Annotated in this window: 12 protein-coding genes; 2 read left to right on the forward strand and 10 right to left on the reverse strand. The window is 71.9% G+C overall.

Annotated features, from left to right (window positions below):
- Window positions 1-63 precede the first annotated feature (63 nt).
- On the forward strand, window positions 64-1,128 hold the full coding sequence (locus AB0C15_RS06725) for a helix-turn-helix domain-containing protein (RefSeq protein WP_357349425.1): 1,065 nt from the start codon (window positions 64-66) through the stop codon (window positions 1,126-1,128).
- A 25-nt stretch (window positions 1,129-1,153) separates the two neighbouring features.
- Here the strand turns inward: AB0C15_RS06725 and AB0C15_RS06730 are convergent, their stop codons facing one another.
- From AB0C15_RS06730 to pgsA, 9 genes are all read right to left on the reverse strand, one after another.
- Window positions 1,154-1,771 carry a DUF402 domain-containing protein gene (locus tag AB0C15_RS06730; RefSeq protein ID WP_357349427.1) on the reverse strand — a complete coding sequence of 206 codons (618 nt, stop codon included), beginning with the start codon at window positions 1,769-1,771 and terminating at the stop codon, window positions 1,154-1,156.
- 37 nt (window positions 1,772-1,808) lie between these two features.
- Entirely contained in the window at window positions 1,809-2,546 is a 738-nt protein-coding gene (locus AB0C15_RS06735; RefSeq protein ID WP_357349429.1) for a GntR family transcriptional regulator, read from the reverse strand.
- Between the two features lie 587 nt (window positions 2,547-3,133).
- Complete coding sequence (locus AB0C15_RS06740; protein WP_357349430.1) at window positions 3,134-3,886, reverse strand: YebC/PmpR family DNA-binding transcriptional regulator; 753 nt, start codon at window positions 3,884-3,886, stop codon at window positions 3,134-3,136.
- Between the two features lie 261 nt (window positions 3,887-4,147).
- Window positions 4,148-4,750 (reverse strand): pyridoxal 5'-phosphate synthase glutaminase subunit PdxT, encoded by a 603-nt coding sequence (gene pdxT, locus AB0C15_RS06745; RefSeq protein ID WP_357349432.1) that lies wholly within the window; start codon window positions 4,748-4,750, stop codon window positions 4,148-4,150.
- Window positions 4,751-4,752: 2 nt separating this feature from the next.
- Complete coding sequence (gene pdxS, locus AB0C15_RS06750) at window positions 4,753-5,670, reverse strand: pyridoxal 5'-phosphate synthase lyase subunit PdxS (RefSeq protein ID WP_357349434.1); 918 nt, start codon at window positions 5,668-5,670, stop codon at window positions 4,753-4,755.
- A gap of 157 nt (window positions 5,671-5,827) precedes the next feature.
- On the reverse strand, window positions 5,828-6,322 hold the full coding sequence (locus AB0C15_RS06755; protein ID WP_357349874.1) for a hypothetical protein: 495 nt from the start codon (window positions 6,320-6,322) through the stop codon (window positions 5,828-5,830).
- A 92-nt stretch (window positions 6,323-6,414) separates the two neighbouring features.
- Window positions 6,415-7,575 (reverse strand): glycosyltransferase family 4 protein, encoded by a 1,161-nt coding sequence (locus AB0C15_RS06760; RefSeq protein ID WP_357349436.1) that lies wholly within the window; start codon window positions 7,573-7,575, stop codon window positions 6,415-6,417.
- 16 nt (window positions 7,576-7,591) lie between these two features.
- Entirely contained in the window at window positions 7,592-8,524 is a 933-nt protein-coding gene (locus tag AB0C15_RS06765) for a phosphatidylinositol mannoside acyltransferase (RefSeq protein ID WP_357349438.1), read from the reverse strand.
- Between the two features lie 31 nt (window positions 8,525-8,555).
- Window positions 8,556-9,185, reverse strand: coding sequence for a phosphatidylinositol phosphate synthase (gene pgsA, locus AB0C15_RS06770; protein WP_357349441.1), 630 nt, complete (start codon window positions 9,183-9,185; stop codon window positions 8,556-8,558).
- A gap of 249 nt (window positions 9,186-9,434) precedes the next feature.
- Between pgsA and AB0C15_RS06775 the strand changes: the two genes are divergently transcribed.
- Window positions 9,435-11,591 (forward strand): elongation factor G-like protein EF-G2, encoded by a 2,157-nt coding sequence (locus AB0C15_RS06775; RefSeq protein ID WP_357349443.1) that lies wholly within the window; start codon window positions 9,435-9,437, stop codon window positions 11,589-11,591.
- Window positions 11,592-12,292: 701 nt separating this feature from the next.
- Here AB0C15_RS06775 and AB0C15_RS06780 read toward each other — a convergent pair.
- Window positions 12,293-13,351, reverse strand: coding sequence for an aldo/keto reductase (locus AB0C15_RS06780; protein WP_357349445.1), 1,059 nt, complete (start codon window positions 13,349-13,351; stop codon window positions 12,293-12,295).
- Window positions 13,352-13,436: the final 85 nt, after the last annotated feature.

The raw sequence follows: 13,436 nt of genomic DNA on the forward strand, positions 1-13,436 counted from the left end.
CATCTCGGACAGACGCTGGGCCCCGGCTTGCCCGGCGGTCGGCGCTGTCTGGACAATCGGGCGATGACCACGGGGGAGCTACGCCCGGACGACGCGTCCGACCCGGCCGAGTTCATCGAGTTGCTGCGCGACCTCAAGGAGCGGTCCCGGCTGACATACCGGCAACTGGAGCAGCGCGCCGCAGCCTCCGGTGACGTGTTGGCCCGTAGCACCGCCGCCGACATACTGCGCCGGTCCAGCCTTCCGCGACCCGAGGTGCTGGCCGCCTTCGTGCGGGCGTGCGGCGCGCCGGACCAGGTCGAGACCTGGCTGCGGGCGCGGCACCGTCTCGCGCTGGGCACCTACCCGCCAACCTTGCCGGGGTCGGAGCACCGGCCCACCGACGGCCCCCCGGCGGACCCGGCGCCTGTCGACGGCGGCCCGGCCGACGGCACCGCGGCGGGCTCGGCGGCGCTCGAGCAAACCACCGGGGCACGCTGGCTCGCCCGGCGCACACCACTGGCGCTGCTGGTCGTCGGGGTCCTCCTGGCCGCGCTCGGCCTGGGTTTCTGGATCCAACGAACCAACGGCGACGAGGGGGCAGGTCAGCTCGGCGGCCCGGCCACGTCGACACCCGACGGCTCACCGACCGCCCCGGAGGTCGACGCCAGCCCGACGATCGCCCCGGACGCGCGCCTGAGCCAGATCCACCCCGCCCGCAGCCCGCAACTCTGCCTCAGTGAGGGGCGTGACCGCACCGGGCAGTACCCGAGCGAGGTGGCGGTCCAACGTCCCTGTGTGGACGCCACCCCACCGGACACCTACCTGGAGCCGGCTGCCGGCGGCCTGTACTTCATCAAGTGGAATCACCCGGCGCACGGGCCGGGCTGCCTCACCATCCGCAGCGACGATCCGGGTCGGAATTTGCTCGAACCCGTCGTGAAGTGCAGCGAGGCCAACTCCGCGCAGCTGTTCCGCTTCGAACCGGCCCCGTCCGCGCCGACCTCCTACCGGATCAGGCCCAGCGGCACCGACCTGTGCGTCGGGCTCCGCGACGACGACACCGAGGTGTCGGCCGAGGCGCATGTCGAGCCGTGCACCGACGGCGCGGACCAGGTGTTCCTGGTCGACCCCCGACCGACCGGCTGACCGACCGGGCCGAACCCTCCGCCGCTCAGCGGGCGGGTGGCACCCGCTCCCAGCCGGCGGGCAACGAGCCCACCGTCCAGGCGGGGTCGGGCTGCCAACTGGCCCACGCTGGGTCCCACCAGCGCTCACCGCGGTCGAGCAGGGCGGCGATCCGGTCACCCTCGGCCTGGATGGCGTCGCCCATGCCCGGGTAACGCCCCTCGACGAGGCGCCGCGCGAACATCTCGACGTCCTTCCAGACGTACCGGTCGGCGTCGGACGCCCACCACAGGTCCAGCTCGTGGTCCAGGGTGTCCACCCCGATCGGTGTACGCCGCACCGGGTCCTGGAGGTTGAAGTACCAGCCGGCGAAGTCGCGCCCCGGCCCCGTCCAGAACACGTCGACCGAGTGCGCCTCACCCGGGCGTTGCAGCATCAGCTTGCCGTGACCCGACCACGCGCGGTGCCCGGCGGCCTCCCACGGGTGCCGCCCGCACGGGAAGTCGCCGTCCTCGGGGAAACCGAACTCGGCCCCCGGCGGGAGGTAGAGGGCGAGCAGGTCGGGCGAGTCCTCGACGCAGATCGTCGGGCAGCCGAACCAGACCTCGCCCCGCAGCACCTCACGCCGTACCACCGTGTCGCCGGCCGCGAACCGCTCCACCACGACGTCGAACCTCCTCTCTCGCTGCTGCCGGGTCGGCTCAGGTGAGGTCCAGCAGGTAGTCCAGCTCGACCCGGTCCGCCCGCATGACGATGTGCGCCACCTCAGCCACCCAGTCGCCGACGTAGGTCTGCCTGGTGATGGCGACTACTGGCACTCCACCCGGGATGCGTAACGCCTCAATCTCGGCGGCTGTCGGAATTCTCCACCTTGGACGCTCACGGATGCTGGTGATTGTGTGTCCGAGGCTGTAGAGCTGCGACGTGTTGCCACCAGGCCAAGGTTCGTTTTCAGGATCGGCCACCGGTGTACCTGAGACCATCTCCAACAGCAGACGTGAGACGGACATCTGCTGTGGCACGCCATGGGTCCGGAACAGAAAGTGGCGTTCAAGGATCATCGTCCCTGGCTCAACACCGAACAGTTCGGCTACCGCCTCCGACGCGGGCACCTCCCGGAAGTCCCTATCGAGGCTGTACGCAGACCACCCGACCTGCTGATCCGCTGTGAAGGACGTCCCCAGCTCGCCAGAGCGGACCTGCTCAAGTTCCTTGCGATATCGCTCCGAGGCCAACCGACGTACAGGCACGATCGGGCGTGCGTACGTGCCACGTCCCACCTCCGTCATGACCAAGCCTTCAGAGCGCAGCAGCGCCAGGGCGTCACGAACGGTCCCCCGTGCGACTGAGAACTCGGCCATCAACGCTGACTCACTGGGGAGCAGGGAGCCAGCCGGGACCGCACCGGCCTCGATGCGGCGGCGTAGCTCGTCGGCCACCTGACGATATCGACGAGGCTGCTGGTGCGGGGTAGGCACGTTCGTCACCGTAGCTTGCGTGCGTCGATGGAAGTGGTCTCAGATGCCGGACGAACCGATCCCGACGAGGCGGAACGCGCCGTGAGCGATGACCTTTCCGCTGCCCTACCCGCACGCTGGCCACTGGTTGCTGTTGGGGCGTCGCAGTCGGCGAGAGCTGTCCGCCGCACCAGGCGATGGGCAGCAGGGGCACGTGCCCCGAGTCGGGACAGCCGACCTCATGACTGAATCACCACGACGGAGGGGCCTGGTGAAGGCCCCTCCGTTGCCGCTATCCGGGGTCGGTCACCGTCCCCTGCCCCGAACTGTCGGGCGCGTTCTGGCCGTCGCGCGCCTGCGTCCTCGCGTACCTTGTGATGGGCGAGTTCGGCCGGTGGTGCCGGCCTCGCAGCCGTACCTCGGGAGATCTTGGACAGTTTCCGTCCGCACAGGACGGAAACTGTCCAAGATCTCCGCCTTCGGCGAATGCGGGGGCCGCCGCCACCGTCCGCTGGTCCTCCGTCGCGACCGCTCCGGCGATGACCTCGCGTCAGAGGTGGCCACCGCCCTCAGGCGTCGACGGCCGCCATCACGTCGTCGGAGACGTCGAAGTTGGCGTAGACGTTCTGCACGTCGTCGCAGTCTTCCAGGACGTCGATCAGCTTGAATATCTTACGCGCGCCCTCTTCGTCGAGCGGCACGTTGACGCTGGGGATCAGGGAGGACTCGGCCGACTCGTACTCGATGCCGGCGTCCTGCAGTGCCGTCCGCACCGGGATCAGGTCGGTCGGCTCGGAGACCACCTCGTACGCCTCGCCGATGTCGTTGACCTCTTCGGCGCCGGCATCCAGGACGGCCATCATCACGTCGTCCTCGCTGGTGCCCTCCTTGGGGACGATCACGACGCCCTTGCGGGAGAACATGTACGACACCGAGCCGGCGTCGGCGAGCGAGCCACCGTTGCGGGTCAGCGCGGTGCGCACCTCGGTCGCCGCGCGGTTGCGGTTGTCGGTGAGGCACTCGATGAGCATGGCCACGCCGCTCGGGCCGTACCCCTCATACATGATCGTCTGCCAGTCGGCGCCGCCGGCTTCCAGGCCGGAGCCGCGCTTGACGGCGCGGTCGATGTTGTCGTTCGGCACCGAGCTCTTCTTCGCCTTCTGGATCGCGTCGAAGAGGGTCGGGTTACCGGAGGGGTCACCGCCGCCGGTCCGGGCGGCCACCTCGACGTTCTTGATCAGCTTGGCGAACATCTTGCCGCGCTTGGCGTCGATGACGGCCTTCTTGTGCTTGGTCGTCGCCCACTTTGAGTGGCCGGACATCTTCTACCTCCGTCTGTCATTCCACGCCTGCATCGACTGCCGCACCGATGACGCGCCGCATCGGGCGGTCCGGCGGCCGGTCGGCTCCGCGGGAATTGCCGCGCTGGGCGACGGCCCTGCCGAACCGCGGCAATCTTACCGAGGTCACACCCGGGCGTGTCACATCCGGCACCCGCCGGGGTGCCGCCGGTGACCCCGCGGGACGACCACCCGGGGCCGGAACACCTGCCCGGCGGTCGGACGGCGGCGCCGCCCGACCGCTCAGGCGGCCCGCACCAGGTCCACGAAGTACGCGTGCACGCGCAGGTCACCGGTCAGCTCCGGGTGGAACGAGGTGGCCAGCAGGTTGCCCTGCCGGACCGCCACGATCCGGTCGGCGGCCGGGCCACCGGTCACCGTGCCGATGACCTCGACGCCGGCACCGACCCGCTCGACCCAGGGCGCGCGGATGAAGACCGCGTGGAACGGTTCGCCCGGCACTCCGGCGACGGTCACCGGCGCCTCGAACGAGTCGACCTGCCGGCCGAAGGCGTTGCGCCGGACGGTCATGTCGATGCCGGCGAAACCCCGCTGGTCGGGTCTGCCGTCGAGCACCTCGGTCGCCAGCATGATCATGCCGGCGCAGGAGCCGTAGACCGGCATGCCGTCGGCGATCCGCTTGTCGATCGGACCGCGCATCTCGAAGATGTCGGTGAGCTTGCTGATGGTGGTGGACTCGCCGCCGGGGATGACCAGGCCGTCGACCGCGTCCAGCTCCTCCGGACGGCGGACCGGGCGGGCGTCCGCGCCCACCGCGGCCAGCGCCGCCACGTGCTCGCGGACGTCCCCCTGGAGCGCGAGCACACCGATCACGGGTGCCGTCACCGTCACCAACCGCGCTCGGCCAGGCGGTGCGGCTGCGGGATCTCGTCGACGTTGATGCCGACCATCGCCTCACCCAGGCCCCGGGAGACCTTGGCCAGCACGTCCGGGTCGTCGTGGAAGGTGGTCGCCTTGACGATCGCGGCGGCCCGCTGGGCCGGGTTGCCCGCCTTGAAGATGCCGGACCCGACGAAGACGCCCTCCGCGCCGAGCTGCATCATCATCGCCGCGTCGGCCGGAGTGGCGATACCGCCTGCGGTGAACAGCACCACCGGCAGCTTGCCGCTCTCGGCGACCTCCTTGACCAGCTCGTACGGGGCCTGCAGCTCCTTGGCCGCGACGTACAGCTCGTCGGCCGGCAGCGCGGAGAGCCGGCGGATCTCCTGACGGATCTTCCGCATGTGGGTGGTGGCGTTGGAGACGTCGCCGGTGCCCGCCTCGCCCTTGGAGCGGATCATGGCCGCGCCCTCGGTGATCCGGCGCAGCGCCTCGCCCAGGTTCGTCGCACCGCAGACGAAGGGCACGGTGAACGCCCACTTGTCGATGTGGTTCGCGTAGTCGGCCGGGGTCAGCACCTCGGACTCGTCGACGTAGTCCACGCCGAGCGACTGGAGGATGCGCGCCTCCACGAAGTGACCGATGCGGGCCTTGGCCATCACCGGGATGGAGACCGCCTCGATGATCCCGTCGATCATGTCGGGGTCGCTCATCCGGGACACCCCGCCCTGCGCGCGGATGTCGGCCGGCACCCGCTCCAGGGCCATCACCGCGACGGCGCCGGCGTCCTCGGCGATCTTGGCCTGCTCTGCGTTGACGACATCCATGATCACGCCGCCCTTGAGCATCTCGGCCATGCCGCGCTTCACGCGGGCGGTGCCAACGACGGGGGCGCTACCGGTGTTCGAGACGGTGTTTTCGGGCACGGGTCATCGCTCCTTCGACGTGCTCTGGGGGTGGCCAGCGAAAATGCTACGCGCGGTGCAACGCCGTACCGACAGCCAATCAGACCCCCGGTGGCCTGCCCTGTGGCAGCGGTCACCCGGGCCCGTCCGTCCGGGAGCGGGCGGCGACCGGCGGGGGTCAGGCGGCGGGGACGTCCGCCGGGACGACGAGGGTCGGGTCGTCGATGTCGAAGTAGCGCGGCCACTTCCGGCCCCGCCCCATCCGTAACAGGCGCACCAGCGGTCGGCTACGCGCCGAGCGGGCGTCGCGGACCAGGTCGGTGTGCACCTGCCGGGACAGCGCGAGCCGACGACTCGCGGCGATGACCGCCGCGCAGTCCGGGTCACCCGGGTCCAACTGGACGCCGCGCAACTGCCGGGTGAGGTCGTTCTCCGCCGCCTCCCGCTCGTCCGGGCTGGCGTCCAGGGCGATCCGGGCCGCCGCGTACAGCTCGACGCCGAACCGCCGCTCGGCCAGGACCGCGGCCGCCGCCGCGCGGCGCAGCAGGTGGGCGTCGAGGGCCCGGGCCGCCAGCTCCGCGCGGCTCTGCAGCCGCTCGACCCGGCCGGCGGTCCAGATGAGGTACGCCGCGACCAGCCCCACGACCACGCTCGCGGCCACCACCCACCACATGTGCGGCATCGTAGTGCTGCTCCGTTTCGTCCGATTGGGCGCGGCCGGACCGGGTCCCGCCGGTCACCTCCGCACCATCCGTCACACCCGGCTCAGCCCAGCCCCACCCACTCCTGGTCGATGACCCGCCCGTCGGTTGCCTCGATCGCCGCTGCGTATACCTCCAGAACGCGGCGAGCAACCACCGGCCAGTCGAAATTCGCGACCACCTGATCGCCGCAGGCACTCAACGTGGCCCGCGCGGCCGGGTCGTCGAGCAGCTCGCCCAACACGGCACGCAGCCCCAGCGGGTCACCCGTGGGGAAGAGCCGACCGGCCCGCCCACCGTCGAGCACCCGCCGGAACGCGTCCAGGTCGCTGGCGACCACTGTCGTACCCGCGGCCAGGGCCTCGGTGAGGATCATGCCGAACGACTCACCGCCGGTGTTCGGTGCGACGTAGAGGTGCACGCTGCGCAACATGCGCGCCTTGTCCGCTTCGCTGACCAGGCCGAGGAACGTGATCCGCTCGTGCAGTTCGGCGGGAAACTGGTCGTACAGGTCGTCCGGGTCACCCGGGCCGGCGACGAGCAACCGCAGACCGGGCCGGTCGGGCGCCAACGCCACGAACGCGTCGCGCAGCACCGGGAAGCCCTTGCGGGCCTCGGTGAACCGGCCCAGGAAGCCGAGGGTGCCGCCGGTGCCGTCCGCGCACTCCCCCGGCCAGCCCGGCAACGGCTCGGCGTCGGCGAACTTGGCCACCGCCACCCCGTTGGGGATCTCCACCGCACCGCCGTCCATGTGCTCGACCTGCACCTTGCGGGCCAGCGCGCTCACCGCGATCCGGGCCGTGATCCGCTCCAGGACGATCTGGAGCACCCCCTGCGCGGCGGCGAGCACCCGCGAACGGGTCATCGCGGTGTGGAACGTGGCCACCACCGGGCCCCGGGCGGAGAGCACGGCCAGCAGCGACAGGCTCAACGTCAACGGCTCGTGCACGTGCAGCACGTCGAAGTCGCCGTTGGTGATCCAGCGGCGGACCCGAGCGGTCGACACCGGGCCGAACGCGATCCGGGCCACCGAACCGTTGTACGGCAGCGGAACGGCCCGGCCAGCGGAGACCACGTACTCCGGCAGCGGCGAATCCTCGTCGGCCGGCGCGAGCACGCTCACCTCGTGGCCCGACGCGATAAGCGCCTCGGCGAGGTCCATGACATGGTTCTGCACCCCGCCGGGCACGTCGAAGGAGTACGGGCACACGATGCCGATCCGCATGCGTCAGCCCACCTCCTCAGGCCTGGCCGGAGGTCGACGAGGGCAGCGCCGCGCCCTCCCCCGACCTCGCCTGGTCCAGCCACATCCGCTGCAACATGTGCCAGTCTTCCGGATGCCCGGCGATACCCGCCGCCAGACGGTCGGCGATCAGCTGGGTCAGCGACCGGACCCGCTGGTCCAACGGCCCCACCTCGGGCCCCGGCACCGGCAACGGACCGGCCAGCGACGCGCAGGCGGCGTCCGATTCGTACCACATCGAGGCCACGTAGAGCGGCGCACCCGTGTGCAGCGCGAGCAGTGCCGGCCCGGCGGGCATCCGGGTCTTCGCACCGAAGAAGTCCACCTCCACCCCCCGGGCGGAGAGATCCCGGTCGGCCAGCAACGGCACCACCGCACCGGCACGGAGGCGATCGAGAAGCACGTCGAACGCCGGACGCGGGCCCCCGTGGGTCGGCAGGATCTCCATCCCGAGGACCTCCCGGAACGCCAGGAAACGCTTGTACACGCCCTCCGGCTTGAGCCGCTCCATCACCGTGGTGATCGGCCAGCCGGTGGCCGCCACCCAGGCGCCGGCAGCATCCCAGTTGCCGGCGTGCGGCAGCGCCACCACCGCGCCCCGGCCGGCGGCCACATCGGCGGCGAGCAGGTCCGCGCCCTCCAGCCGGAAGGTGGACAGGATCTGCGACCGGCTCAGGCCGGGCAGCCGGAACGCCTCCATCCAGTACCTGGCGTACGAGCGCAACCCCCGCTTGACGAGGTCGTCCAGCTCGGCGTCGGGCAGCTCCGGGCCCACCACCCGGCGCAGGTTCGCGCGCAGTCGGGCCGTACCCCCGCCGCCTTTTCGGTGGGCGCGGTCCGCGCCCGCCCGAAACGCCGCCGCCACCAGCGGCCGGGGTAGCGCGCGGACCACCCGCCACCCGGCGACGTAGCCCAGCTCGGTGAGGTTCACGCGACTCCGCCGCCGGTCGCCGGCACGCCGCTCACGCCTGGCCGTCCGGCTGGAGCTGTCGGGCCTGGCGGTAGACGTGCGTCATCCGCTGCCCCACCGTGAAGATCGAGACGGCGGCGAGCAGCCAGAGCGCGATCTCCAGCGCCCGGTCCACACCGACGCCGGTGAGGATCCCGCCGACCCCGACGATCAGCAGCCGCTCGGTGCGTTCGGCGATGCCCACGTTGCAGGTCATGCCGAGCCCCTCGGCGCGGGCCTTCACGTAGGAGACCAGGCTGCCGGCGGCCAGGCAGACCAGCGCGGCGGCCACCCCGGAATAGTTGCTCTGCGTGGCGAGCCAGTACGCGACAGCGCCGAAGACGGCGCTGTCGGCGACCCGGTCCATGCTCGAGTCGAGGAACGCGCCGAACCTGGTGGAGCCGCCGCTCATCCGGGCCATCGTCCCGTCGAGCAGGTCGGTGAGCGCGAACAGGGTGACGATCAACGCGCCCGCGACCAGATGGCCGCGAGCACCGAAGCCGAGCGCGCCGACGAGCACACCAACGGTGCCCGCGACGGTGACGGCATTGGGGGTGACGCCCGCGCGCAGCAGGGCACGGGCAATCGGCTCGACGACGCGGGTCATCCCCGCGCGGGCCGACACTTGGAAGATCTTCGCCATGGCGGTCCCCACGATAACGGTCCGCCCAGCTCCGGCGATACGGACCGCCCCGCCGACCCGCGCGGGGGAGGCTTGTGCCTACCCGACAACGGGTGTGAGATCGAGCCGGGAGGTGAGCCAGCTCACCCGTCCGCCCGTCCCGTTCCCGCTGTGCAACAGACCACCGGAGGATACTGCCGCGCACTCGCCCCGGGCCGCTTCCCGTCGCGCGGCGGTCGCCACCACCACCGGCTGAGGGAGGTGCGCCCCATGGCGCAGAAGAGTCACGAGAAGGGTTCCACCGGCGGCACGCCGGTGGTGACCGAGCCCGAGCGGGTTCGCAACGTGGTGCTCGTCGGGCACTCCGGGGCGGGCAAGACCACCCTGGTCGAGGCCCTGCTCGCGGCGACCGGCACGATCGGCCGCGCCGGCACCGTGGCCGACGGCACCACCGTCGGCGACCACGACCCCGCAGCGGTACGCCAGCAGCGCTCGGTCAGCCTGTCCTGCGCGCCTCTGCTGCACAACGGCATCAAGGTCAACCTGCTGGACACCCCCGGGTACGCCGACTTCGTCGGCGAGCTGCGCGCCGGGCTGCGAGCCGCCGACGCCGCCCTCTTCGTGGTCTCCGCGGCCGGCGGCATGGACGCGGCCACCGTCGCGCTCTGGGAGGAGTGCGCCGCCGTCGACATGCCCCGCGCGGTAGCGGTGGCCCGACTGGACCAGCCCCGCGCCGACGTCGACGAGACCGTCGCGCTCTGCCAGCGCCTCTTCGGCGACAACGTGATGCCGCTCTACCTGCCGATGCTCGGCGACGACGGGGTCTCCACCGAAGGTCTGCTCGGTCTGATCACCCGCCGGGTGTTCGACTACAGCGCCGGGCTCCCCGCCGACGTGCGCGCCCCGGACCCGGAGCACCAGCGGGCCATCGACGAGTCCCGCGACGAGCTGATCGAGGGGATCATCGCCGAGAGCGAAGACGAGACCCTCATGGACCGCTACCTCGACGGCGAGGAGATCAGCGACGAGGTGCTCATCGACGACCTGGAAAAGGCCGTCGCCCGGGGCCACTTCTACCCGGTGGTGCCGGTCTGCGCCCAGACCGGCGTCGGGCTGGACGTGCTGCTGGAGGTGCTGACCGCCGCGTTCCCGTCGCCACTGGAGCACGAACTGCCGGCGGTCACCGGCGTGGACGGCTCGCCCCGCCCACCGCTGAGCTGCGACCCGGACGGGCCGCTCGTCGCCGAGGTCGTCAAGACCACCGTCGACCGGCACGTCGGTCGGGTGTCCCTGGTCCGGGTCTTCTCCGGCACGCTGCGCCCCGACCAGACCGTGCACGTCTCCGGACACGGCATGGCCGAACGCGGGCACCCCGACCACGACGCCGACGAGCGGGTCGGGCACATCTACACCCCGCTCGGCGCCACCCTGCGGGAGGTGTCGCTCTGCGTGGCCGGCGACCTCTGCGCCATCACCAAGTCGGGCAGCGCCGAGACCGGCGACACCATCTCCAGCCGGGACGATCCACTGCTGATCGCCCCCTGGGAGATGCCCGAGCCGCTGCTGCCGGTGGCGATAGTGGCCCGGAGCCGCGCCGACGAGGACGCCCTGGCCCGCAACCTCGCCCGGCTGGTCGCCGGCGACCCCACGCTCCGGTTGGAGCGCAACCCGGAGACCCACCAACTGGTGCTCTGGTGCATGGGCGAGGCACACGCCGACGTGGTGCTCGACCGACTGCGCGCCGGCGGCGTCGAACTGGACACCGAACCGGTGAAGGTGTCGCTGCGCGAAACACTCACCGTCCCCGCGAAGGGCCACGGCCGCCACGTCAAGCAGTCCGGCGGCCACGGCCAGTACGCGGTCTGCGACATCGAGGTCGAACCACTGCCCCGCGGCAGCGGCTTCGAGTTCGTCGACCGGGTGGTCGGCGGCGCGGTGCCGCACAACTACATCCCGTCCGTAGAGAAGGGCATCCGCGCCCAACTCGAGCGCGGGCTGGTCACCGGTCACCCCGTGGTAGACCTGCGGGTGACCCTGGTCGACGGCAAGTCGCACAGCGTCGACTCCTCCGACGCGGCCTTCCAGACCGCCGGCGCGCTGGCACTGCGGGACGCCGCCGAACGCGCCCAACCAGCCCTCCTGGAGCCCATCGACGAGGTCACCATCCGGGTTCCGGACGGCTCGGTGGGCACCGTGCTGGGCGACCTGTCCGGCCGACGCGGCCGGGTGCTCGGCACCGAACCGGACCCGGACACCGACGGCCGCACCCTCGTCCGCGCCGAAGTGCCAGCCACCGAACTCCTTCGGTACGCCGTCGAGCTGCGCTCCATGACAGCCGGCACCGGCACCTTCCGCCGCCACTTCGTCCGCCACGACCCCATGCCCACCCACCTGGCCGACCAGACCCGCAAAGAACAACATCCCTAACCCGCTCCTGCCCCAGCCCTAGCCTGGCCCTGGCCCTTGGCCTTGGCCTTGGCCTTGGCCTTGGCCTTGGGTCCCGGCCCCGGATCCTGGCCCCGGGTCCTGGCCTCGGCTCCTGGCCTCGGGTCCGGGGCCTGGCCCGGTTCCGGCCCTGGCCCGGTTCCGGGTCCGGGCCCTGGCCCTGGCCCTGGCCCGGGTGCTGGCCCTGGCCCGGGTGCTGGCCCTGGCCGCCGGTCCTGGCCCGGCTCCGGCCCTGGCCCTGGCCCTGGCCCGTCGATCTTGCACTTTCGGTTGACGATATGTCGTAATCACGGCTTAAGTCACCACAGAAAGTGCAAGATCGGCGAGAGTCACTGCGGACCCGTGTCGATCATGGAGTTGTGGTGGGCGAAAAGTCTGCGCATGCCCCATTTATGAGGCACCACAAGTCCTTGATCGACGAGGGTGGGCGCGCGGCGGGACCCCAGCACGGCAGGACGCGGCGCATGCGTGACGCGGGACGGGGCGACGCGAGTCAGGCACGACCCGACGCGACGCAGGCACGGGCAGACGCGACGCGAGGCAGACGCAGCGCGAGGCAGACGCAGCGCGAGGCAGACGCAGCGCGAGGCAGACGCAGCGCGAGGCAGACGCAGCGCGAGGCAGACGCAGCGCGAGGCAGGCACCGGCAGGCTCGGGACGGGCTCCGGGCTTTGTGGGATCTGTCAGGGGTGGACTGTGGGGTGGGGCGGGCGGGGCCAGTGGGGGCGGTCGGCGTCGCGGAGGGCTGCGGTGCGGACGGCGGCGAGTTGACGCTCCACCTCGACGAACTGGTCCGCCGGCAGCGGGCCCCGGTGCAGCGCTGCGGCGTTCTCCTCGACCTGGGCGACCGTACGGCAGCCCGGGATCGGGATGGTGCGACCGCTGCGCGCCCAGATCCAACCCAGGGCGCCCTGGGCGAGGGTGCGTCCGTCGGCGGTGAGGGCGGTACGGACCGCGCCGACCCGGCGGAGCCACTCCGGTGCCGGCCGGCCTCCCCGGAACCACTCCAGCCAGCCCGGAGCCAGTCCGCGTACGTCGTCGCGGGGCAGTGTCGACCCGGCCGAGTACTTGCCGGTGAGCAGCCCCATCCCGAGTGGACTCCGGTTCACGCTGGCCAGGTCGTACTTGTCGCAGACGGCGAGTAGGTCGGGGGTGTCGCGCAGCACCGACAGGGTGTGTTGCACGGCGGTGGCCCCGGCGGCGGCGTGCCCGAACGCGGCGGCCCGGTCGGGGCGGTCGGTGCTCCACCCGTACGCGCGGATCAGGCCCTCGGCCACCAGGTCCTCGCAGGCCCCGATCAGCGCCTGGGCCCTCGGCACCGACAGGTCGGCCAGGTGCAGTTGGTATAGGTCGATCCGGTCGGTGCCCAACCGGCGCAGCGAGGCGATCACGGCGGTACGCAGGTAACCGGGCGAAGCGTCCTCGCCGGTCGCCTGCCGAGTGGACTCGTCGAAGGTGTATCCCCATTTGGTGGCGATCACGGCGTCGTCGCGGCGGCCGGCGAGCGCGCGACCGAGCACCCGCTCACTGCGCCCGGCCCCGTACGTGTCGGCGGTGTCGAAGAGGGTGATGCCCACCTCGAGCGCCCGGCGTACCGCCCGCACCGACTCGTCGTCGTCGACCGCGCCCCAGCCCAGCGGCTGGGTGCCCTGCGCCCAGGGCCCGCCGATCGCCCAGCACCCCATGCCGAGGGCGCTGACCTCGATGCCGCTGCGCCCCAGGGTCCGTGTCGTGACTGCCATCGGCCGATCGTGCCACCTTCGGCGGGCCGGGGCGTAGCAGATCCGCGGGGCGGACGCGCGGGCCCTCGGGACGGTCAGCCGACCT

It is taken from the genome of Micromonospora sp. NPDC048835, assembly GCF_040649995.1.
Lineage (GTDB): Bacteria > Actinomycetota > Actinomycetes > Mycobacteriales > Micromonosporaceae > Micromonospora.

Coding starts and splice junctions, on each gene's coding strand:
- AB0C15_RS06780 (WP_357349445.1), bottom strand. CDS start 13,351: ATGGCAGTCACGACACGGACCCTGGGGCGCAGCGGCATCGAGGTCAGC.
- AB0C15_RS06775 (WP_357349443.1), top strand. CDS start 9,435: ATGGCGCAGAAGAGTCACGAGAAGGGTTCCACCGGCGGCACGCCGGTG.
- pgsA (WP_357349441.1), bottom strand. CDS start 9,185: ATGGCGAAGATCTTCCAAGTGTCGGCCCGCGCGGGGATGACCCGCGTC.
- AB0C15_RS06740 (WP_357349430.1), bottom strand. CDS start 3,886: ATGTCCGGCCACTCAAAGTGGGCGACGACCAAGCACAAGAAGGCCGTC.
- AB0C15_RS06725 (WP_357349425.1), top strand. CDS start 64: ATGACCACGGGGGAGCTACGCCCGGACGACGCGTCCGACCCGGCCGAG.
- AB0C15_RS06760 (WP_357349436.1), bottom strand. CDS start 7,575: ATGCGGATCGGCATCGTGTGCCCGTACTCCTTCGACGTGCCCGGCGGG.
- AB0C15_RS06755 (WP_357349874.1), bottom strand. CDS start 6,322: ATGTGGTGGGTGGTGGCCGCGAGCGTGGTCGTGGGGCTGGTCGCGGCG.